We start from the raw sequence: 21228 nt of genomic DNA on the forward strand, positions 1-21228 counted from the left end.
CACGTTATACCGGTTTTGCCGCTGAAAGACCGCGAACAGCGGCTGGGGGAACAGGGTCAAGATGAGCGACGAGCACAAGCCGCACGACGACCACGGCCACGACGCCGGGCACGGTCACGACGACCACGCGCCGCCGGTCGGCGATGTCCACGGCCACGAGGCGCATTCCGGGCCTGCCGCAGACGCGCACGGTCATGACGACCACGGCCACCACGCCGATCACGGGCACGACGCCCACGACGTGCACGCCCGTCACGACGAGCCTGCGGCCGACGATCACGCGGATCACGGTCATGCGGCGGACGCCCATGATGCTCATGACCATCACGACGCCCATGTGACCCCGGCCGAGGCGACCGTCGCCGCCGGGGCGGCCGCCGCCGCTTCGAAATCGCCGGTGTGGAGCGACTCCGGCGACGCCCCGTTCGAGGACGTCGACGCCACGCCCGTCTATGCGCGCGGCAAGAAGGACCGCAAGAAGGGCAAGTCGAGCGGCGGCAACGAGACCTTCGAGATCATCAAGACCGTCTTCTTCGCCCTGCTGATCGCCTTCGTGCTGCGGGTGCTGCTGTTCCAGCCCTTCACCATCCCGTCGGCCTCGATGGAGCCCAACCTCTACGAGGGCGACTACATCGTCGTGTCGAAGTGGAGCTACGGCTATTCGAAGCACGCCATCCCGTTCAGCCCGCCGGTGTTCGACGGCCGCGTCTTCGCCCGGGAGCCCGAGCGCGGCGACATCGTCGTGTTCAAACTGCCGCGTGACAACCAAACCGACTACATCAAGCGCCTGATCGGCCTTCCGGGCGACCGCGTGCAGATGATCAACAATGTGCTGCACATCAACGGCCAGCCCGTGCGCGACCTGGTCATCAGCGGCGACGACGCATCGACCATGTTCGGCATGCCCGTGATTACGGCGCGCGAGACCCTGCCGGAAGGCAAGACCTTCACCATTCAGGACTTCGGTCCGGGCAATGTCGCGGACGACACGGACGTGTTCGAGGTGCCGGAGGGCCACTACTTCATGATGGGCGACAACCGCGACAACTCTGTCGACAGCCGGTTTGACCAGAACGCCAACGGCGTCGGCCTGGTGCCGGCCGAAAACCTGATCGGCAAGGCCGAGATCATCCTGTTCTCGTGGAAGCCCGGCGCCTCGCTGTGGAACCCTCTCAGCTGGTCGAAGGTCCGTCCGAGCCGGTTCTTCACCATCCTGAACTGATGGCGGCTGACCGGCGGGCGCAGGCTGTCGCGGCGCTGGCGCGCAAACTCGGCCACGAATTCCGCGATCCATCGCTGCTGGATCAGGCCCTGACCCACGCCAGCGTGGGGGAGGGGGCCGAGCGCGACGCCCGCGGCCGGCCGTTTCTCGACAACCAGCGGATGGAGTTCCTGGGCGACCGGGTTCTCGGTCTGCTGGTCGCCGACCGGCTGATGCGCGACTACCCCGCCGCCGACGAGGGCGAGATGTCTTCGCTGCTGCACGCCCTTGTCGACAAGGCGACCTGCGCCCGCGCGGCTGAATCCCTGGGCGTCGGCGACGCCATGCGGTTGTCGCCCGGCGAGGCCAAACAGGGCGGCCGCCGCCGTGAGGGCATGCTTGGCGACGCCATGGAGGCGATCCTGGCCGCGGCCTGGTTGGACGGCGGCATCGAGGCCGCCGGCGCTGTGTTCGAGCGCGCCTGGGCCGCCGAACTGGCCGCGCCGCCGCGCCGGTCGCTGACCAATCCGAAATCGGCCCTGCAGGAATGGGCGCTGGGGCAGGGAAAACCCCTGCCGACCTACCGGATCGTCGAGCGGACCGGCTCGGATCACGCCCCGACATTCACCGTCGAAGCCAGCGTGGCCGGATATCCGCCCTTGACCGCGCAGGGCCGTTCGCGTCAGGACGCGGAGAAGGCGGCCGCCGTCGGCCTGCTGCAGCGTGAAGGCGTGATTTGACCGAACCCCAAAACCAGCGTGCCGGCTTCGCCGCCATCATCGGCGCGCCCAACGCCGGCAAGTCCACGCTGGTCAATCGCCTGACCGGAACCAAGGTCTCGATCGTCACCCAGAAGGTCCAGACCACCCGCTTCCCCGTGCGCGGCATCGCCATGGAAGGCGACGCCCAGATCGTGCTGGTCGACACCCCCGGCATCTTCACGCCGCGCCGGCGTCTGGATCGGGCCATGGTCGCCTCGGCCTGGGGCGGCGCCGACGACGCCGACGTGGTCGTGCACCTGATCGACGCGGCCTCGCACATCGCCGCCGAGGGCAAGGAAGGCCAGGCCGCCGACCGGCGCTCGGCCGAGGACACAGAGACCATCATCGCCGCCCTCAAGGCCGCCGGGAAACAGGTCATCCTGGCCCTCAACAAGATCGACGGCATGCGCCGCGACACCCTGCTGGCCCTGTCCCAGCGGCTGTTCGAGACCGGCGTCTACTCCGAGGTCTATATGATCTCCGCCCTGAGCGGCGACGGCGTCGACGACCTGAAGCAACGTCTCGCCCGCGCCATGCCGCCGGGACCGTGGCTGTATCCGGAAGACCAGTCCGCCGACGTGCCGATGCGGGTGCTGGCCGCCGAGATCACCCGCGAGAAGGTCTATCTGCGGGTCCACGAGGAATTGCCCTATTCGGCGGCGGTCGAGACCACCGCTTTCGAGGACCGGCCGGACGGCTCGGCCCGGATCGAACAGACCATCTACGTCGAGCGCGAGAGCCAGCGGCCCATCGTCCTCGGCAAGGGCGGCCAGACGCTGAAATGGATCGGCCAGAAAGCGCGCGAGGAACTGGCCGAGCTGCTGGACCGCCCCGTGCACCTGTTCCTGACGGTCAAGGTCGACCCCAAGTGGCAGGACAGCCGCGCCCTCTACGCCCAGTTCGGGCTGGACTACGACGTCTAGGCTCTTGTTCCACGTTCCCAGACACTCGGGCGGTCACCCCCGCCTGGCGATCGCCTTCCTCGCCCTGTTGCTGATCCTCGTCGCCGGCCTGATCGGCTGGACGACGGTCCGGCCGCCGCCCGAGACCCCGGCGGCGGAGGCTCCGCCGCCGCGGCCGCCGCTGGTCGTGGTGCAGGACCTGCCGCAGCTGACCGAACAGCTGGAGCGCTGGGGCGGATCCGGGGCCTTCACCGGCGGGGTGCTGGTGGCGAAGGGCGACCAGGTCCTGTTCCGCCAGGTCTATGGCTATGCCGACCGCAGCCTGGGCAAGCCGCTGGCGCTGGATTCCCGCTTCCGCCTCGCCTCGGTCAGCAAGCAGTTCACGGCCGCCGCCATCCTGCGGCTGCAGGACGAGGGGGTGCTGTCGGTCGACGATCCGCTGTGCCGATGGGTGGAAGCCTGTCCGGAAGCCTGGGCGCCCATCCGGCTGCACCACCTGCTGTCGCACACCTCCGGCATCCCCGATCTGATGGCGCGCCCCGGCTGGGGTCTGCGCCGCGTCACCGCTGCTACGCCGGACGAATTGACAGCTGAATCCATGCAGTACGGCCTGCAGTTTCCGCCGGGCACGAAGATTCGCTACAACAACGCGGCCTATAATCTGCTGGGGCATGTGGTCCAGAAGGCCAGCGGTCTTCCGCTCGGGGACTATCTGCGTGACGCCTTCTTCGCGCCGCTTGGCATGGCCGATACGGGTGTCGAGGACGACGCGTCGGACGTGGTCATGGGCTACGCCAACCTGGGCGGCGGAGGCCCGACCCCGCAGCCGGACCACAACGTCAGCATCATCTTCGCGGCCGGCGCCCTGTATTCGACCCTGGACGACCTGCTGGTATGGAACCGCGCCCTGCACGGCGGCCGGCTGCTGAGCCCGGAAAGCTATGCGCAGATGATCGCCGATCATGCCCCGGCAGACACGCCCGACGAGCGGGGACGGCCCCGCCGCGACTGGGGCTACGGCCTGTTCACCAACAGCCTTGGCCGGCAGGTGCGACCCGACTTCCTCGACCGCCAGATCTACCACACCGGCAGCTGGTCGGGGTTCCGCAACCTGATCACCCACCAGCCGGACGCGGACGTCACGGTGATCGTGCTGTCGAACAATTTCCATCAGCGCGAGGCCGTCTTCCTGCTGTCGCAGCAGGGCATGGCCGAGGCTCTCGGCCGGTCGTTTCCGACCGCGATGAACCGCTAGGCCCGGCCCTCGCCAACAGGGCCCGCGAGCGCCGTGACGGCGCCGGACGTCAGCCGGGATCACTGAGCGGGAAGGAATGATGTTCGTGTGTGACCGTCCAGCGGTCGTTCAGCTTCCGCAATCCGATGGTGAGCCGGAGCCGGTTGTCCGGGTCGTGGCGGAACCCCTCTTCTGTTCCACAACGGAGCAGGGCGTGAGCGAAGGCGACATCGCTTCCGGCCGTGATGTGCAGCGAGTCTATATCGAACACGGCGCCTTGCCTCTGATACTCGAAGAAGGGCGGCCAGGTGTCGCGATAGGCGGCCTTGCCACGGACCTCATTCGGCGGCGGCACGTCGAACATCACGATATCGTCGGCATGGTCGGCGAGAACGGCGTCCATGTCGCCGGCATGAACTGCCCTGGCCCAACGATCGATCAGCGAACGGATCGCCGCTTCGTCATCGGTCATGATCCATCTCCGGCCGCGCCAGAGGCCCGATCCTCCAGCGCCCACCGCTCGCGCCGCGCCAGCTCGGCCTCGCCAGGTTCGATCTCGCCGAACGTGCCTGTCTGCGGGGGCTGATCGGTGCGTTCGTAGGTGTGGGCCACGACCCCCGACCCGGACTGCCGGGTCTTCGTCAGCGTCCAGGCGTGGGGTCGCGAACCGGCATCGAACAGCCGCTTGCCCGAGCCCAGGATCACCGGGAAGGTCAGCAGGGTCAGCTGATCGATCAGGTCGTGGGCCAGCAGGGTGTGGATTACCTCGCTGGAGCCCTGGATCAGCAGGTCGCGGCCTTCGGTCGCCTTCAGGGCTCGCACCGCCTCGGCCAGATCGCCTTCCAGCCTGTGGCTGCGAGCCCAGGTCAGCGGCGTCTCCGGCCCCGCCGCGACGTATTTGTCGATGGCGTTGAAGGTGCGGGCCATCTCGTCGTCCCGGTACGGCCAGTAGGCGGCGAAGATCTCATAGGTCCGGCGGCCCAGCAGCAGGTCATAGTCCTCACCCATGGCCTCCCCCATCAGCCCGCCGGCCTTCTCGTCGAAATAGGGCCACACCCAGCCGCCGAAGGCGAAGCCGCCGGTCGGGTCCTCGGTGGGGCCGCCGGGCGCCTGCATGACGCCGTCCAGGCTGACAAAGGTGGCGGTTCTGATCTTGCGCATGGTCGAGGCTCCGCGTCGGGTGTTCAGAAGAAGCCCGGAGGCGGGGGGCGGGTCTGGTCATCGAGGAACGGCAGGATCATCGCCGCCAGCAGAACCGGATCGCCGAACACCTCGACGTGCGAACTGGCGGGGAGGATGGCCAGCCTCGCCGGCGGGGCCTCGGTCAGGAAGGGCCGGGAGGCGCGGGCCGTGTCGCCGCCGCCGCGCAGCCGGTACAGCTCGACGGCGTGTTCGGGCCGGACGATGTCGTGGTCGCCGACGATGATGAAGGTGGGCGAGGTCAGGGCGCGGATCTGCTCCGTCGGCCAGTCCTGGCCGTGGTCCATGACCTTGATCTTCCCAACCACCGAGGCGAAGGCGTCGGGGTTCGGGGCCAGCCGTTTGAATTCGGCCTCCATCGGCGTGCCGGCGAACACCTCGGGCGTGACGCTATCCATCATCTGGACGAAGCCGGGCAGGTTGCCGGCCTCGTTAAAGCTGGTCGAGGCCAGCACCAGGTGATCGACCCGCTCCGGGTGCCGCAGGGCCAGTTGCAGGGCCGCGGCCGCGCCCATCGAATAGCCCATCACGTCGGCCTTCGGCACGCCGGCGTCGGCCAGCACGGCGGCGGCGTCGTCCGCGAGCGCCTCATAGGTGATCGGACCCGGAAGATCGCCAGTGCGGCCGTGGCCGCGCTGATCGACCACGATCAGGGGGCGGTCGGTGATCAGGTCGGTCAGCGGCTTCATTGCGTCAGAGCTCATGAAGGCGCCGTGCAGCACCAGCAGAGGCGTCTTGCCCGACGCCAGGTCGCCGTGGACAAAATATCGGATCTCGCCGCCGTCGACCGGGGCCGAGTCCATGCGCGGCGAGGCCTGGGCGCTCGCGACGACAGTCGCCGCCCCGCCCGTCTGCGCCGAGACGGGCAGGGCCAACGCCAGTGCGGCGGCGGCGGTCAGCAGGAACAGTCTCATTGGCCCGGATTTCCGTCGGTCGCGGGGATGGTGTTGACCATCCACGGCACGCCGAACTTGTCGACCAGCGCCCCGAAGCCTGGCGACCAGAAGGTCTCCGCGAAGGGCATCACGGCCTTGCCGCCCTCGGACAGGGCGTCGAACCAGCGCTTCGCCTCGGCCGCGTCTTCGGTGTGCAGGGTCACGTCGAAGCCGTTCCTGGGCTTGTCGATCCCGGGGGCCCAGTCGACGTCCATGTCGGCCCCCATGATCGCCTGGTCGCCGACCTGCAGCCAGCAGTGCATCAGCCAGTCCTTGTACCTGGGATCGCTGATCGGCATGTCGGGCGGGGCGTCGCCATAGGGCATGGCGGCGGTGATCTCGCCGCCCAGGACTTTCGCGTAGAATTCGAAGGCTTCGCGGCACTGTCCGCGGAAGCTCAGGCTGGTCACGATCTTCATGGTCTTGCTCCTCGAGCCGGTTGAACCAAACGCGTGACGCCGGGGCGTCTCTACTGATCTGTGTCCGGAGCGGTCTCAGTCCGCCCCGCCTTGCGCCAGGAAGGCCTCCAGCCGTTCGAAGGTGCTGGTCCAGCCGTGCTTGTGGCCGGTCAGGCTCTGTTCCGACTTCAGCCCCTCGTGGGTGAAGTCCATCAGGGCGCCGCCGTCCGGCGCGTCGCTCAGCACCACGGTCACCAGCGTGTCCACCGGCGGCCCGTCCTCGTGCGACTCATCCCATTTGAAGGTGAAGACCAGCCGCTCCTCGGGGACGATCTCGCGGTAGACGCCGCCCTGCCACAGGTCCTGGCCGGTGGCCGGTGAGCGCAGGCAGGCCCGCCATTCCCCTCCGACCCTCAGGTCCTGTGTGGCGCTGACCGCCGGCCATTCGACCGGACCCAGCCACAGCACCATGATCTCCGGATTGGTCCAGGCCCGCCACACCAGGCTTCGCGGCGCATCGAAATGGCGCTGCATCCGCAGGGTGGGCCGACTGGCGACGTTTTCTACCAGGGTCATGGGCAGGCTCTTCAACGGGTCCGGTCGCGGCCGGGGAGGCTCAGTGGGTCTTCAGCAGTTCGGCCAGCTGGTCGGCGCACGTGCCCCAACCTTCATGGAAGCCCATGGCCTCGTGCTGTTTCATCGTCTCGGCGTTCCAGTGGCGCGCCGTGGCGACATAGTCGGTCTTGCCGTCCTCGCGCGGGGTCAGCTCGACCGTGCCGACCATGAAGGGCTGGCCGGCGGGCCGCCAGTCGGGGGTAAGGGCGTCGGTCGTGATCCAGCGGCGGTTCGGGATCGCCTCCAGAAAAATGCCGCTGTTGGGAAAGCGTTCGCCGTCCGGCCCGTGCATGACGAAGTTGAACACGCCGCCGGGGCGTGGATCGAGCTGCACATCCGAGATCGTCCACGGCCTGGGCGCGAACCACTGCTGGAGCAGCTCGGGCGTCATCCAGGCCTTCCAGATCCGTTCCGGCGTGGCGTCGAGGACGCGGCGCAGGGTCAGTACATGCTCGTGCGCCACGCCATCGGTGTGGCAGAGGTTGTCTTCAGTGTCCTTGGCCATCGGGGTCTCCTTTCTGGATTTTCTTTAGGTAGGCGTCGAGGCGGTCGAAGCTGGCGTCCCAGTAGCGGCGGTAGTGCTCCAGCCATTCGGCCACGCCTTTCAGCCCCATCGGTTCGAGGCGGGCGGGGCGCCATTGCGCCTCGCGGCCGCGACTGATCAGGCCGGCCTTCTCCAGCACCTTCAGATGTTTCGATACGGCCGGCAGGCTCATGTCGAACGGCTCGGCCAGGTCGTTGACGCTGGCCTCGCCTTCGCACAACCGCGCCAGGATGGCCCGACGGGTCGGGTCGGCCAGGGCGGCGAACTTGGCGCTGAGGGGATCGGTCTGCATGGCTCCGCTTCTTATCTAACTGTTAGGTTAAATGCACCGCATGGGCCCCCTTGTCAACCGACCGGTTAAGTAACCATCGGAACAGCCGGGCACGGGCGGTGTTGCCTCCCGGAACGGAGAGACGCGATGAAGGCCCTGATCCTCAACTGCACCCTGAAAGCCTCCCCGGAGACTTCAAGCACGGAAGCCCTGGCCCGGGTCGTGATGGCCGAGCTGGAGAGCGGCGGGGTCGCCGTCGAACTGGTTCGTCTGGTCGACCTGAACCTCAAGCCGGGCGTGCGGACCGACGAAGGCGAGGGCGATGACTGGCCTGCCGTGCACGCGAAACTGATGGCCTCCGACATCCTGATCATGGCCACGCCGACCTGGTTGGGACAGATGTCCAGCGTCTGCCTGCGCGCGCTTGAGCGCCTCGACGCACTCTTCTCCGAGACTGACGACAGCGGCCGGCCCGTGGCGTTCGGCAAGGTCGCCGGGGTGGTCGTGACCGGCAACGAGGACGGCGCCCACAACATCGTCGCCACCGTCTGTCAGGGATTGATCGACATGGGCTTCACCATTCCGGGTCAGAGCTGGACCTACTGGCATCTGGGTCCCGGCCCGGGCCCCGATTATGTCGAGACCGACAAGGGTCATGACTATTCCGACCGGGTTGGTCGCAACGCCGCTCGCAATCTGCTCGCCCTGGCGAAGGTGCTCCGGCCGGACACCTACCCGGTTCCCGAGAGCGCGGAATAGCGCGGGCTTCCGCGCGGGGCGCCACTGGGTTAGCTCTGGTCGATCCATCGGAGAGCCCGTCATGCTGGAACTCGTCGCCGCCCTCGCCCTCGCCCTGGCCCCGGTCGAAACCCCCGAGGCGGAGGTCGCCGCCACCATCGACGCCCTGCACGCGGCGGCGTCGCGAGCGGACGGGCCAGCCTATTTCGCCCTGTTCACGCCCGACGCCCGTTTCATCGGCACCGACGCCGCGGAGCGCTGGACGCTGTCGGAGTTTCGCGCCTACGCCGAACCGTATTTCGCCCGCGGCCAGGGCTGGACCTACACCCCGGTCGAACGGACGGTGACCCTGGCCCCCATCGCCTGCCTGTGCATCGCCTGGTTCGACGAGGTCCTCGACAGCGAGTCCTATGGCGTCACCCGCGGCTCGGGCGTGCTGCGCAAGACGCGTACGGGCTGGAAGATCGAGCAGTACGTCCTCAGCTTCGCCGTGCCGAACGACCGCGCGCGCGCCGTGGTGGAGGCGATCAAGCCGACGGAATAGCGGAACGTATGGCCAACTTCCACGCGCCGGGCTAACGGAGACGATGGACTTCACCGACGACGCCTTCGTCCTTTCCGCCCGCGCCCACGGCGACACCGGCGTGGTCGTCGAGCTTCTGACCGGGGAGCACGGCCGCCGCGCGGCCTATGTCGCGGGCGGGGCGTCGCGGCGGATGAAACCCTTCCTGCAGGCCGGAGCCCGTGTGACGGCCGACTATCGGGCCCGCACCTCGGACCATCTCGGCTCGGCTCGACTGGAGCCGGTGGGGGAGGGGCCCAGCGCCCTTTTCGACGACCCGCTGGCCCTGACGGGCCTCGCCGCCGCCGCTTCGGTGGCCCAGGGCGCGCTGCCCGAACGCGAGCCGCACCCCGGCGCCTTCCTCGCCTTCGAGGCCCTGATGGGCGCCTTCGCCCTGCCGGAGGTCTGGCCCGCCATCTTCGTGCGCTTCGAGGCGGGCCTGCTCGAGGATCTGGGCTTCGGCCTCGATCTGTCCCGCTGCGCCGTCACCGGCACCATGGACGACCTCGTCTGGGTCAGCCCCCGCACCGGCCGCGCGGTCGGCCGCGAGGCCGGAGAGCCCTATGCCGACAAGTTGCTGACCCTGCCGCCCTTCATGCTCGGCGCCCAGGCCGGACTGGGGCAGGGGGACGTCGGCGCCGGCCTGGCCCTGACCGGCCACTTCCTCGAACAATTCGTCTTCCACCCACAGAACCGGCCGATCCCGCCGGCGCGGGTCTGGATGATCGACAAGCTGGGCGAGGCGGGTCGGCTCTAGATCGGCGCCCCGGCCGGGAGGTGCGCGGCGGTTCGTGCCGGGTGAATAGTTCCACGGAAATGTGAGTGAACTGTAACGCGGAAGATATGATCTTTCTCGATGGTATAACGGCGAGCGATGTATTGCCGATATATTGCAGTGGTTAAGCATTTTAAACTACAATAGGTATGCTATATACTATGTTGCGCGGTTGACCGGTCTTGCGCGGCGCTATTGGCTCGGGAGCCGGGAGCAAAATCGCTCCTCCCTTTGGAGAGCCTCTCGACCATGATCGTACACAGGAAACTCACCGCCCTGACCGCCGCCGCCCTGGTTGCGGCCTCGCTGCTGGGCTCCGTGCCCGCCGCCGCCCAAGAGGCGGCGCCCGGGGCCATTGACCCGACGGCTCCGCCTTCCGGGGACTTCATGCCGCTGGACGACGACGCCACGACGAACATGCCCATGGATGTCTGCGGGTTCGCCTTGTCGCAGGCCCGGGCGGCATTGGCCCGCTACAGATCGACCGGAAATCGTTACTGGCTGGAGAGCTATACCGACTGGATGAGAATCGCGAACAGGTGCTGATCTATTCGGTTGGAGACCAGTCTGACGGACGCCCTGGCCACCGGCCAGGGCGTCTTCCGCGCGCCGGGCGGGATGAGTCGGGCGCCGAAGGGATGAAGCGTCCCCCGAAATTTAGCCCGAGCGGGACGGTTGCCCGCTAGACTCCGGGGCTCAGATTTCCGATTCGGACCCCATGACCGTTCACACCCCGCCGCCCGAGGGCGGACGCATCATAGACGAGCCGATGAGCGAGGCGCTGTCGCGCCGCTATCTCGCCTATGCGCTGTCGACCATCACCAACCGGGCCCTTCCGGACGTGCGCGACGGCTTCAAGCCTGTGCACCGGCGCATCATGTACGCCATGCACCAGATGCGGCTGAACCCGCAGGCGGCGGCGCGCAAATGCGCCAAGGTCGTCGGGGAGGTCATGGGCGGCTACCATCCGCACGGCGACGCCTCGATCTACGATGCGCTCGTTCGCCTGGCCCAGGACTTCTCACAACGCTATCCGCTGGTCGACGGCCAGGGCAATTTCGGCAACATCGACGGCGATAGCGCCGCGGCCATGCGCTACACCGAGTGCAAGCTGACGCACGCCGCTGTCCTGCTGATGGACGGCATCGACCAGCACGCGGTCGACTTCCGCGCCACCTACGACGACCAGGACGAGGAGCCGGTCGTCCTGCCCGCCGGCTTCCCCAACCTGCTGGCCAACGGCTCGTCGGGCATCGCCGTCGGCATGGCCACCTCGATCCCGCCGCACAATGCGGGCGAGCTGATCGATGCCTGTCACCTGCTGCTGGAGCGTCCCGAGGCGACGACGGAGGAACTGGCCCAGATCGTACCGGGGCCCGACTTCCCGACCGGCGGCGTCGCCGTCGAGGGCCACGCCTCCATCCTCGACGCCTATGAGACCGGCCGCGGCGGCGTGCGCCTGCGCGCGCGCTGGGAGACCGAGGACCTCGGCCGGGGCGTCTGGCGCATCGTCGTCACCGAAATGCCCTACCAGGTGCAGAAGTCGAAGCTGATCGCCGACCTCGCCGACCTGATCGAGCACAAGAAGGCGCCCCTGCTGGGTGACGTCCGCGACGAGTCGGCCGAGGACATCCGGCTGGTGCTGGAGCCGAAGTCCCGCACCATCGAGCCGGAGGTGCTGATGGAGAGCCTGTTCAGGCTCTCCGACCTCGAGGTCCGCTTCCCGATCAACATGAACGTGCTGGACGCCACCGGTACGCCGCGGGTCATGGGGCTGAAGGCCTGTCTGCAGGCTTTCCTGGATCACCGGCGCGAGGTTCTGGTCCGCCGCGCCCAGTGGCGCATCGAGCGGGTCGAGAAGCGGCTGCACCTGCTGGAGGGCCTGAGGATCGTCTTCCTCAATCTCGACGAGGTGATCCGCATCGTCCGCGAGGAGGAACAGCCCAAGGCCGTCCTGATCGCCCGCTTCGGCCTCACCGAGGCCCAGGCCGACTACATCCTCGACACTCGCCTGCGCCAGCTGGCGCGGATCGAGGAGATGGCGATTGAAAATGAATACAAAGCGTTGTCCGACGAACTTGCGGCCCTGCAATCACTGTCGTCCTCGCCGGCGAAGCAGTGGAAGCAGATCGGCAAGGATCTCGAGGCGGTCCGCAAGGCCCTGATCTCGCCCCGCCGGACCACCATCGCCGAGGCCGTCGACAGCGCCGCCATCGCCTCGATCGAGGCCTTCATCCCGCGCGAGGCGATCACTGTCATCCTCTCGGAACGCGGCTGGATCCGCGCCGCCAGGGGCAAGGTCGACGATCCGTCGGAACTCAAGTTCAAGGAGGGCGACAGCCTGGCCTTCCTCGTGCCCGGCTATACGACCGACAAGCTGCTGGTCGCCGCCTCGGACGGGCGCATCTTCACCGTCGGGGCCGACAAGCTGGCCTCGGGCCGCGGCCACGGCGAGCCGTTGCGGCTGATGATCGACCTCGACGAGAAGGCCGACATCGTCAACCTGCTGGCCCACCAGCCGGGCGGCAAGCTGCTGATCGCCTCGAAGGCCGGCTATGGCTTCATCGCTCCGGAGGACGAGCTGCTGGCCCAGAAGCGCGGCGGCAAGCAGGTGCTGAACGGCGAGATGCTGGCGGCCCTGCGGGTGTCCGGGGATCACGTCGCCACGATTGGCGACAACATCAAGACGCTGATCTTCCCGCTCGCGGACCTGCCCGAGATGGGCCGGGGCAAGGGCGTGAAGCTGCAGTCCTACAAACAGGGCGGCCTGGCCGACGTGACCGTGTTCAACGCCGAAACGGGCCCGGACTGGGTCGACGGCGGCGGCCGTCGCCGCAACTGGCCCGACTGGAAGGACTGGCTCGGCAAGCGCGCCGGGGCCGGGCGGCAGGGCCCGCGGGGGCTGAGAAAGTTCCGGTGAAGGGGCTAACGCCGATTTCACTATCCGTCGCCCGACGCCGGCCCCATATTCCCCTGTGGCCGGAGCCCGGCCGGGATTGGAGATCGTCATGCTCACGACCCTGATCGTCATCGGCGTCATCGTCGCCGTCGTCCTTTTCCTCGTCGTCGGAGCCTACAACCGGCTGGTCGCCCTCGATCAGCGCGCCGACCAGTCGTTCGCCGATATCGACGTCCAGCTGAAGCAGCGCCAGGACCTGATCCCCAATCTGGTCGAGACGGTGAAGGGCTACGCCACCCATGAGCGGGCCACGCTCGACTCGGTCATCCAGGCGCGCGCCGCCGCCGCCGGCGCGACCTCGGTCAATGACAAGGTCCAGGCCGAGAACATGCTGACCGGCGCCCTGGGGCGGCTGTTCGCCCTGTCGGAGGCCTATCCGGACCTCAAGGCCAACACCAATTTCCAGCAGCTCTCGGCCGAGCTGTCGGACATCGAGAACAAGCTGGCCGCCGCGCGCCGCTTCTTCAACAATGCTGTCAGCGAGTTCAACGCCGTGCGCCGGCAGTTCCCGACGGTGCTGTTCGCGGCCATGGTGGGCTTCGGCTCGGACAAGCCGTTCTTCGATGTGGGCGAGGCTGATCGCGCCACGATGACCGCCGCCCCGCCGACGGTGAATTTCCAGGCCTGATCCATGGGCGCCGTCGGGCTCCAGACCCACATCTGGGCGAACAACACCCGCTCGATCCTGCTGCTGGCCGGCTTCCCCGTGCTGATGGTCTTCATCCTGTACGGGGTGCAGCTGATCCTGATGGGGCTGGGCTTCCTGCCCGGCACGGGCCGGGGTCTGGGCGACGACATGGCCCTGGCGGCCTCCTGGCTGGGCTGGACCGTGCCGACGGCGTTCGTCATCGCCGCGATCTGGTTCGCCATCGCCTATTTCGGCAATCAGGCGATGATCGACGTCATGACCGGGGCCCGCAAGGTCGAGCGGCGGACCGAACCCCAACTCTATAACCTGCTGGAAAACCTCGCCATCTCGCGCGGCCTTCGCACCCCGACCCTGCGCATCATCGAGAGCGACAGCCTCAACGCCTTCGCCACCGGTCTGCACGAAGGCCGCTACAGCGTCACCGTGACCCGCGGCCTGGTGAACACCCTTAGCCGCGACGAGATCGAGGCGGTGCTCGCCCACGAGCTGACCCACGTCATCAACAAGGACGTGCGGACCATGGTGATCGCCTCGATTTTCGCCGGCATCATCAGCGTCATTGCTGAACTGGTGTTCCGGGGCCTCGTCTATTCCGGTCGCGGCGGCCGGCGCGACAACAAGAACGCTGGCCCGCTCATCCTGATCGGGATCGCCTTCGCGGTGATCGGCTTCGTCCTGGCCTTCGTCATCCGCATGATGCTGTCGCGCACCCGCGAGTTTGTCGCCGACGCCGGCGCCGTCGAGCTGACCAAGAACCCGGACGCCATGATCTCGGCCCTGCGCAAGATCGAAGGCCGTTCCTCGCTCAAGGGGCCGGACGAGGTGCAGCAGCTGTTTCTCGACAACCAGCCCGACGGCGTCGGCCTCGAGGGGCTGTTCGCCAGCCATCCGCCGATCGGCAAGCGCATCGACGCCCTGGTGAAGTTCGGCGGCGGCCGCGATCCGGGGCCCTGGTCGGGCGGGGAGGGGGTCTCGCGTTCCGACGCCTCCGTGCCGATGACCGGCTAGGGCAAGCGCTCCCAGCCCATCCGGGTGAGCTGCTCCAGCGGCCGGAATCCGGCCTTGTAGTCCATCTTCTGCGAGCCCTGGACCCAGTAGCCCAGGTAGACGAATGGCAGGCCGACGGCCGCGGCCTGCCGCACATGATCCAGGATGGCGAACCGCCCAAGGCTGCGCGCCTCCAGCGCCGGATCGTAGAAGCTGTAGACCATCGACAGCCCGTCCGAGAGCAGGTCGGTCAGGCACACGCCGACCAGATCGCCCGGTCCGCCGTCGGGCGAGGGCAGTCGATACTCGATCAGATGCGTCCGGACCGCCGTGTCCTCGACCATGGCCACGTAGTCGATCCAGCCCATGGTGCTCATGCCGCCGCCTGGATGGCGGCCGTTCAGATAGCGCCGCAGCAGGTCGAACTGCTCCACGGTCGCCTCGGCCTCGACCAGGTCTCGGGTCAGATCCTCGTTGCGCCTCAACGTCCTGCGTTCGGACCTGGAGAAGCTGAATTCGGCCACGGGCAACCGGACCGAGACGCAGGCGTCGCAGCCCTCGCAGGCCGGGCGATAGGCGATGTTCTGGCTGCGCCGGAAACCCGCCTGGGTCAGTTCGTCATTGACGTGCGCTCCTTCGCTGAACGGCAGGTTGGCGAACACCTTCCGTTCGGTCTGGCCCGGCAGATAGGGGCACGGAGCCACCGAGGTCATGTAGAAGCGAAGCTGGCGCGTCGGTACGAACTGGGTCACGGGCGGCAGCTCCCCACCCAATTCCGACAACAGTTTGGCGCCCGTCTGGACATCAGCCGATCTGACTCCCGGCCGCGCCGTCAGGCAAGTCCCTTCGGCGCCCGTGTGACCCGAGCGCGATCACAGGCTGGTGTCCGTCGGCAGCACCGGAGCCTCGCGCAGCAGCACGATGGCGATGCGGCGGTTGCCGGCCAGGGTCGGATCGTCGGGATAAAGCGGATCCGATCCGGCCTTGCCGGACACCTGGTAGACCCGGTCGGGATCGACTCCGGCGGCCTGGAGGATCTGCCGTGACGCGTTGGCTCGCGCGGACGACAGGGTCCAGTCGTTCGGACCGCTGGCGCGGCTCGATCCGGGCGCGGCCGAGGTGTGGCCGGTCACCGAGATGCGGTTGGGCAGCTGGTTGATGACCTTCGAGATGGCCCGCAGCAGCAGCTGCGCCCGTGGGTTCGGGCGGGCCGAATTGGTCTCGAACATCGAGCGGCCTTCCTGGTCGACCAGCTGGATGCGCAGTCCCTCCGGGGTCTGGTCGATGATCAGTTGCTTGGACAGTTCCGCCAGCTCCGGCATCGACTGCATGGCCTGGCGCAGGGATTCGGCCGCCGACGAGAACTCGGCCGCCTCGCGGCGGGCGATCTCGTCGCGCAGGGCCGCCTCGCTGGCGGCGGCGAGGCTCTGGCTCTGGCCGGCCTCCTGCGGCGCGTCCGGCGGGGCTTCCGGAGCCAGCTGGCTGATGATCGACTGGGACCCGGACCCCTTGGCGCCGTCGTCGCCCAGCGAGGTGCCGCCGAGGATGCCGCCGGACCCGGAACTGGTCGCGGACACGCTGGCCGGAGCGAAATATTCGGCGATGCCGCGCTTCTGCTCCGGATCGGTCGTGTTGATCAGCCACATCAGCAGGAAGAAGGCCATCATCGCGGTCACGAAGTCCGCATAGGCCACCTTCCAGGCGCCGCCGTGGTGGCCGTGACCGGCGACCTTCTTGACCTTCTTGATGAGGATCGGACGATCGCTCATGGACATGGGCGGGACTCGCGAAACAGCTGGTTGCTCCCAGAGTCGGCAGTCGGCGTTAAGAACCCGTTTGCGATACGCGTTCGCCACGTTCGGCCGGCCGTCAAGAATCTGAACTTGCCGCCGCGCGGGGCCTCGCCTAGTCGTTCCGGGTGATCCCTTCAGCGACCCCTGACGCGTTCGATGTCGCCGCCTACCGGCAGGCCTTGGGCGGCTTCGCCACCGGCGTCTGCGTGGTCACGGCCCAGACTGACGAAGGGCCGTTCGGCATCACCGTCAACTCCTTCACCTCAGTCTCGCTGCGCCCGCCGTTGATCCTGTGGTGCCTCGACCGGGCCTCCTGGCGCCACGACGCCTTCGCCACCGCCGAACGGTTCGCCGTCCATGTCCTCCCGGTCGAGGATCGCGAGCTGTCCGACCGCTTCGCCTGGGGCGTCTGCCAGCTGTCCTCCGACGAGTTCGACAGCTCCAGTCCTGAGCCTCCGCGGCTGAAGAACGCCCTGACGCGGCTGGACTGCGTCGCCCGCGACCGGATCATCATGGGCGACCATCTGACCATCGTCGGCGAGGTCAAGGGGTTCGAGACCCGGCCCGGCGACGCCCTGACCTACTACCGCGGCCGCTACGGCGCCGCGATCGAACCGACGAGCTGAGGCGCAACATGAAAATCGGATTCGCGGGGCTGGGCGTGATGGGCGGGCCCATGGCGCGCCATCTGGTCGAGGGCGGCCACGAGGTCTCCGGCTACAACCGCTCGCCCGGCAAGGCGCAGGCCTGGGCGCAGGCCACGGGCGGTCGGTTCGCCGCGACGGTCGGGGACGCGGCCGCGGGCGCGGAGCTCTTCGTCCTGTGCGTCGGCAATGACGACGACGTGCGGGCGGTCGTCGCCGCGGCCCTGCCGGCGCTGGGCCCCGGCGCCGTCATCGTCGATCACACCACCACTTCGGCCCGTGTGGCCCGCGAGATGGCGGAGCTGGCCGCGGGGCAGGGGGCCTGTTTCATCGATGCGCCGGTCTCCGGAGGCCAGGCGGGGGCCGAGAACGGCCAGCTCAGCGTCATGGCCGGGGGCGACGCGGCGGCGCTGGCGCGGGTCGAGCCGATCCTCATGTGTTACGCGAAGGCCGTGAAGCTGATGGGCCCGTCCGGCGCCGGCCAGTTGACCAAGATGGTCAACCAGATCGCCATCGCCGGCGTGGTCCAGGGCCTCGCCGAAGCCGTTCATTTCGCCCAGACCGCCGGTCTGGACACCGATGCGGTCTATGAGGCGATCTCGAAGGGGGCGGCCCAGTCCTGGCAGATGGACAACCGCTGGAAGACTGCGGCGGCTGGCCAGTTCGACTTCGGCTTCGCCGTCGACTGGATGCGCAAGGATCTGGGGCTGGTGCTCGACGAGGCCCGCGCCAACGGCGCCCACCTGGCGCTCACGGCCTTGGTCGACCAGTTCTATTCCGAAGTGCAGTCCATGGGCGGATCGCGCTGGGACACCTCCAGTCTTGCGGCGCGGCTTCAGCGGCCCCGACCGAAGGGCTGACAATGCGGCATTTCAAGTGGCAAGCCGAGATCGCTGTCCCCAATGCGGCCGTGAACGGCTACATGCGGCACTGCGCAGGTATCGACATCAGTGTTTGGGAGCAGGTCGAAGACGGCCCTTCCAGTTACCATTGGGCCTCCCCGCATCTGGAATCGCTGGAGGTTGTCCGGCACGTCGAGGATCGGGCCAGTGCGCTTTTGGCCCTGTGGCACGGAGCAATGATCGCCGGGTACGGACCCGATTTTCCCTCGGTGAGTCCCGGTGCGCTTTCCGGCAGCGGGGGGCGGACTGCGCATTTCAGTGGAGACTGGCGCGTCAGTCCTTTCGATGGCGCGGTCCTGCGTTCGCCGCTTCGTAAATCGCAGGCGGACATGCTGTCCGGGTCGCTTGTGGACTCCGCGATATTTCTGGCCCGGAACGACGAAGCTTTGCAGCATCGGTTGCAGTCGCTCGGTCGACACGGTCCGACCGGCGCGGAACTCTACAAGCTCTGCGAGTTTATGAAGGCGCAGCTTGGCTGGGGGCCTGACGCCGTCGATCGTGAAGGGCAAGCTCCTTCGGGCGGGTTTACGGAGCGCTTCAGGGGCACCATCAACAATCCGGCGCTCACCAGCATCGACGGCCGGCATGGCGGCGCGGGAAACACGAAGCCGATGAAGCGGTCACCTGTTTTCGCTGAAGATGCAGCGCCTGTGATAGTGCTCGCCTTCGCGCAGGCGATCATTGAGCTGGGCAAGCGGAGATCCGCCGAGGTGTCCGATCTCTGATTCGGATTTCACATAATATATCTTAGGCGCATTTCTGATGCGCCGTCGGGGCCTCGCCATCCGGCTCTCCTCGCGCTACGGATTCCCGCGGACAAGGAGCGATCATGGCGGGCCTCAAGGACAAGCGCGGCTTCATCGACAAGGACCGTCTCGATCTGTCGGAGCGTCAGGCCGTCGAATACTGGATGAAGCGCTGGGGCGTCACTCGCGACCAGATCACCGCCGCCCACCGCAAGGCCGGCCGGATGGTCAAGGACATCGCCGCCGAACTGGGCAAGAAGCGCTAGGCCACCACGCCGAACACGCGCCCGATGCCGGCGGTGACCGCCAAGGCGACGGCGCCCCAGAACACCACCCGCATCACCGGCCGCAGCATCGCCGCGCCGCCGGCGCCGGCGCCGAGCGCCCCCAGGACCGCCAGGAAGAACAGCGACAGAACGCTGACCGCCGGCACGATCCAGGCCGTCGGCGACAGCGCCACGGCCGCCAGCGGCGCCGCGGCGCCGATGGCGAAGGTCAGGGCCGAGGTCCAGGCGGCCTGCAGCGGCCGGGCCGTGGTGATCTCGGAGATATTCAGCTCGTCCCGCGCATGGGCCCCCAAGGCGTCGGCCGCCATCAGCTGGGTGGCGACCTGGTCCGCCAGATCCGGAGTCAGGCCGCGTCCCACGTAAATGTCGGCCAGTTCCCGGTGTTCGGCTTCCGGCGCCGAGGCCAGTTCGGCCCGCTCCCGGGCCAGGTCGGCGTTCTCGGTGTCCGACTGGGAGCTGACCGAGACATATTCCCCGGCCGCCATCGACAGCGCCCCGGCGACCAGTCCGGCGACGCCCGCCACCAGGATGGCCGACTTGGACGAACCGGCGGCTGCGACGCCGACGATCAGACTGGCGGTCGAGACGATCCCGTCATTGGCCCCCAGCACGGCGGCCCGCATCCAGCCGACGCGGGAGATCAGATGGGTTTCGCGATGGCTTCTCATGCGGGCAGTGAGCGCGACGTTCGACGCCGGCGCAAGCCCTGACGTGACGCCCTACAGGTGCAGCACCCGTTGATAGGCGTCCAGGGACGCCTCGTGCATGGCTTCGGACATGGTCGGGTGCGGATAGACGATGCCGTGCATCTCCTCCTCCGTCGCCTCCATGGCGATGGCGGTGACATAGCCCTGGATCATCTCGGTGACCTCGGCGCCGATCATGTGGGCCCCGATGAGTGCGCCGGTCTTCGCGTCGAAGATGGTCTTGACGAAGCCCTCGATCTCGCCGGCCGCCACGGCCTTGCCGTTCACCCGGAACGGGAAGCGGCCGACCTTGACCTCGCGTTTGGCCTCGCGGGCCCCCTGCTCCGTGATCCCGACCGAAGCGACCTGCGGCTGGGCGTAGGTGCAGCCGGCGATCGGCGAATGGATGTTCGGTGTCTTGAAGCCGGCGATGTGCTCCGCCGCGTGGATGCCCTCATGAGAGGCCTTGTGCGCCAGCCACGGCGCACCGGCGCAGTCGCCGATGGCGTACAGGCCCTTGACGTTCGTCTGGCAGTGGCCGTCGATGGTGATGTGGCCGCGGTCCATGTTGACGCCCAGCGCCTCCAGGCCGATGCCGTCGGTGTTGGCGGTGATGCCGACCGCCGAGATGCAGACCTCGGCCTCCAGGGTCTCGGCCTTGCCGTCGGCCTCGATGGCGACCTGGACCCCCTTCCCGCCCTTGGAGACCTTGGTGACCTTGCAGCCGGTGCGGAACTTCATCCCGCGCTTCTCGAAGGCCTTCTGCGCCGCCTTCGAGATTTCCTCGTCCTCGACCGGCATGATCCGGTCGACCGCTTCCACGATCGTAACGTCCACGCCCAAGGCCCTGTAGAAGCTGCCGAATTCCACACCGATCGCGCCGGAGCCGATGACCACGATAGAGGCCGGCATCTTCTTGGGGGCCATGGCCTCGCGATAGGCCCAGATGCGATCGCCGTCAGCCTCGAGGCCGATCTGCGGGATGGCCTTGGCCCGGGCCCCGACCGCCAGCATGACCGTCTTAGCCTCGACTGTGCGCGAACCGCCCGCCTTGAGGGCGATGACCACCTTCGGTGCGTCCCTGCCCTTCTCCAGCTTCGCCGAGCCCTCGATCACCTCGATCTTGTGCTTCTTCATCAGGAAGGCGACGCCCTTGTTCATCTGGGCGGCCACCCCGCGCGAGCGCTGGATGATGGCGTCGAAATCGAACCCGACCTTCTCGGCCGACAGACCGTAGTCCTTCAGGTGCGACAGGCTCTCGTACTTCTCGCCCGACTTCAGCAGCGCCTTGGTCGGGATGCAGCCCCAGTTCAGGCAGATGCCGCCCAGCGCCTCGCGCTCCACGATGGCCGTCTTCAGGCCCAGCTGGCTGGCGCGGATCGCCGCGACATAGCCGCCCGGGCCTGAGCCGATGACGATGAGGTCGAATTCAGCCACGG

At 67.9% G+C, this 21228-nt stretch carries 27 protein-coding genes; 15 read left to right on the forward strand and 12 right to left on the reverse strand.

Annotation, left to right across the window (positions count from 1 at the left end; translation table 11 throughout):
- Positions 1-4: 4 nt before the first annotated feature.
- On the reverse strand, positions 5-337 hold the full coding sequence (locus tag V6M45_RS00150; RefSeq protein WP_332653169.1) for a hypothetical protein: 333 nt from the start codon (positions 335-337) through the stop codon (positions 5-7).
- Here V6M45_RS00150 and lepB point away from each other — a divergent pair, their 5' ends adjacent.
- Genes lepB through V6M45_RS00170 form a run of 4 tightly spaced genes read left to right on the forward strand, consistent with a single transcriptional unit; the run spans position 338 to position 4119 of the window.
- Positions 338-1222 carry a signal peptidase I gene (gene lepB / locus V6M45_RS00155; RefSeq protein WP_332653170.1) on the forward strand — a complete coding sequence of 295 codons (885 nt, stop codon included), beginning with the start codon at positions 338-340 and terminating at the stop codon, positions 1220-1222.
- Positions 1222-1941 carry a ribonuclease III gene (gene rnc / locus V6M45_RS00160; RefSeq protein WP_332653171.1) on the forward strand — a complete coding sequence of 240 codons (720 nt, stop codon included), beginning with the start codon at positions 1222-1224 and terminating at the stop codon, positions 1939-1941. Before lepB ends, rnc begins: the two co-directional genes overlap by 1 nt.
- Entirely contained in the window at positions 1938-2885 is a 948-nt protein-coding gene (era, locus tag V6M45_RS00165) for a GTPase Era (RefSeq protein WP_332653172.1), read from the forward strand. The genes rnc and era overlap by 4 nt, the downstream gene beginning before the upstream one ends.
- Before the next feature lie 4 nt (positions 2886-2889).
- On the forward strand, positions 2890-4119 hold the full coding sequence (locus V6M45_RS00170) for a serine hydrolase domain-containing protein (RefSeq protein ID WP_332653173.1): 1230 nt from the start codon (positions 2890-2892) through the stop codon (positions 4117-4119).
- 49 nt (positions 4120-4168) lie between these two features.
- On the opposite strand, the gene V6M45_RS00175 is transcribed toward V6M45_RS00170, so the two are convergent.
- From V6M45_RS00175 to V6M45_RS00205, 7 genes are all read right to left on the reverse strand, one after another.
- Entirely contained in the window at positions 4169-4570 is a 402-nt protein-coding gene (locus tag V6M45_RS00175; protein WP_332653174.1) for a YybH family protein, read from the reverse strand.
- A complete protein-coding gene (locus V6M45_RS00180) occupies positions 4567-5259 on the reverse strand; it encodes a dihydrofolate reductase family protein (RefSeq protein ID WP_332653175.1) in 693 nt (230 codons plus the stop codon). Before V6M45_RS00180 ends, V6M45_RS00175 begins: the two co-directional genes overlap by 4 nt.
- Positions 5260-5282: 23 nt before the next feature.
- On the reverse strand, positions 5283-6212 hold the full coding sequence (locus tag V6M45_RS00185; protein ID WP_332653176.1) for an alpha/beta fold hydrolase: 930 nt from the start codon (positions 6210-6212) through the stop codon (positions 5283-5285).
- Positions 6209-6652: a VOC family protein gene (locus tag V6M45_RS00190; RefSeq protein WP_332653177.1), complete on the reverse strand. Its 444-nt coding sequence runs from the start codon at positions 6650-6652 to the stop codon at positions 6209-6211. Before V6M45_RS00190 ends, V6M45_RS00185 begins: the two co-directional genes overlap by 4 nt.
- A gap of 75 nt (positions 6653-6727) precedes the next feature.
- Positions 6728-7207: an SRPBCC family protein gene (locus V6M45_RS00195; protein WP_332653178.1), complete on the reverse strand. Its 480-nt coding sequence runs from the start codon at positions 7205-7207 to the stop codon at positions 6728-6730.
- 40 nt (positions 7208-7247) lie between these two features.
- Entirely contained in the window at positions 7248-7751 is a 504-nt protein-coding gene (locus V6M45_RS00200; RefSeq protein ID WP_332653179.1) for an SRPBCC family protein, read from the reverse strand.
- Positions 7735-8082, reverse strand: a complete 348-nt coding sequence (locus V6M45_RS00205) for an ArsR/SmtB family transcription factor (RefSeq protein WP_332653180.1) — start codon at positions 8080-8082, stop codon at positions 7735-7737. The genes V6M45_RS00200 and V6M45_RS00205 overlap by 17 nt, the downstream gene beginning before the upstream one ends.
- A 126-nt stretch (positions 8083-8208) precedes the next feature.
- Between V6M45_RS00205 and V6M45_RS00210 the strand changes: the two genes are divergently transcribed.
- The 7 genes from V6M45_RS00210 to V6M45_RS14300 all read left to right on the forward strand — a co-directional run bounded on the left by V6M45_RS00210 (position 8209) and on the right by V6M45_RS14300 (position 14752).
- On the forward strand, positions 8209-8820 hold the full coding sequence (locus tag V6M45_RS00210; RefSeq protein ID WP_332653182.1) for a flavodoxin family protein: 612 nt from the start codon (positions 8209-8211) through the stop codon (positions 8818-8820).
- Positions 8821-8881: 61 nt separating this feature from the next.
- Entirely contained in the window at positions 8882-9343 is a 462-nt protein-coding gene (locus V6M45_RS00215) for a nuclear transport factor 2 family protein (protein ID WP_332653183.1), read from the forward strand.
- Between the two features lie 43 nt (positions 9344-9386).
- Positions 9387-10118 carry a DNA repair protein RecO gene (gene recO, locus V6M45_RS00220; RefSeq protein ID WP_332653184.1) on the forward strand — a complete coding sequence of 244 codons (732 nt, stop codon included), beginning with the start codon at positions 9387-9389 and terminating at the stop codon, positions 10116-10118.
- Positions 10119-10385: 267 nt separating this feature from the next.
- A complete protein-coding gene (locus tag V6M45_RS00225; protein WP_332653185.1) occupies positions 10386-10682 on the forward strand; it encodes a hypothetical protein in 297 nt (98 codons plus the stop codon).
- 172 nt (positions 10683-10854) lie between these two features.
- On the forward strand, positions 10855-13056 hold the full coding sequence (parC, locus tag V6M45_RS00230) for a DNA topoisomerase IV subunit A (RefSeq protein WP_332653186.1): 2202 nt from the start codon (positions 10855-10857) through the stop codon (positions 13054-13056).
- An 88-nt stretch (positions 13057-13144) separates the two neighbouring features.
- Positions 13145-13723: a LemA family protein gene (locus V6M45_RS00235; protein WP_332653187.1), complete on the forward strand. Its 579-nt coding sequence runs from the start codon at positions 13145-13147 to the stop codon at positions 13721-13723.
- Between the two features lie 3 nt (positions 13724-13726).
- Positions 13727-14752 (forward strand): M48 family metallopeptidase, encoded by a 1026-nt coding sequence (locus V6M45_RS14300; RefSeq protein WP_442880501.1) that lies wholly within the window; start codon positions 13727-13729, stop codon positions 14750-14752.
- Here V6M45_RS14300 and V6M45_RS00245 read toward each other — a convergent pair.
- Together V6M45_RS00245 and V6M45_RS00250 are read right to left on the reverse strand one after the other, a co-directional pair.
- Positions 14749-15483, reverse strand: coding sequence for an arginyltransferase (locus tag V6M45_RS00245; protein WP_442880503.1), 735 nt, complete (start codon positions 15481-15483; stop codon positions 14749-14751). The two genes, V6M45_RS14300 and V6M45_RS00245, sit on opposite strands and share 4 nt — an antisense overlap.
- A gap of 120 nt (positions 15484-15603) precedes the next feature.
- A complete protein-coding gene (locus V6M45_RS00250; protein WP_332653188.1) occupies positions 15604-16506 on the reverse strand; it encodes a flagellar motor protein MotB in 903 nt (300 codons plus the stop codon).
- 143 nt (positions 16507-16649) lie between these two features.
- Between V6M45_RS00250 and V6M45_RS00255 the strand changes: the two genes are divergently transcribed.
- From V6M45_RS00255 to V6M45_RS00270, 4 genes are all read left to right on the forward strand, one after another.
- Complete coding sequence (locus V6M45_RS00255) at positions 16650-17150, forward strand: flavin reductase family protein (RefSeq protein ID WP_332653189.1); 501 nt, start codon at positions 16650-16652, stop codon at positions 17148-17150.
- Between the two features lie 8 nt (positions 17151-17158).
- Complete coding sequence (locus tag V6M45_RS00260; RefSeq protein WP_332653190.1) at positions 17159-18028, forward strand: NAD(P)-dependent oxidoreductase; 870 nt, start codon at positions 17159-17161, stop codon at positions 18026-18028.
- Between the two features lie 2 nt (positions 18029-18030).
- Positions 18031-18795, forward strand: coding sequence for a hypothetical protein (locus V6M45_RS00265; protein ID WP_332653191.1), 765 nt, complete (start codon positions 18031-18033; stop codon positions 18793-18795).
- 104 nt (positions 18796-18899) lie between these two features.
- Positions 18900-19082, forward strand: a complete 183-nt coding sequence (locus V6M45_RS00270; protein ID WP_013269402.1) for a DUF3606 domain-containing protein — start codon at positions 18900-18902, stop codon at positions 19080-19082.
- Here the strand turns inward: V6M45_RS00270 and V6M45_RS00275 are convergent.
- On the reverse strand, positions 19079-19771 hold the full coding sequence (locus V6M45_RS00275) for a VIT1/CCC1 transporter family protein (RefSeq protein ID WP_332653192.1): 693 nt from the start codon (positions 19769-19771) through the stop codon (positions 19079-19081). The two genes, V6M45_RS00270 and V6M45_RS00275, sit on opposite strands and share 4 nt — an antisense overlap.
- 51 nt (positions 19772-19822) lie before the next feature.
- The gene (gene lpdA, locus V6M45_RS00280) at positions 19823-21226 is read right to left on the reverse strand and encodes a dihydrolipoyl dehydrogenase (protein ID WP_332653193.1); all 1404 of its coding nucleotides are present in this window, start codon (positions 21224-21226) and stop codon (positions 19823-19825) included.
- Between the last annotated feature and the right edge of the window lie 2 nt (positions 21227-21228).

The organism is Brevundimonas sp. (assembly GCF_036676055.1).
Lineage (GTDB): Bacteria > Pseudomonadota > Alphaproteobacteria > Caulobacterales > Caulobacteraceae > Brevundimonas.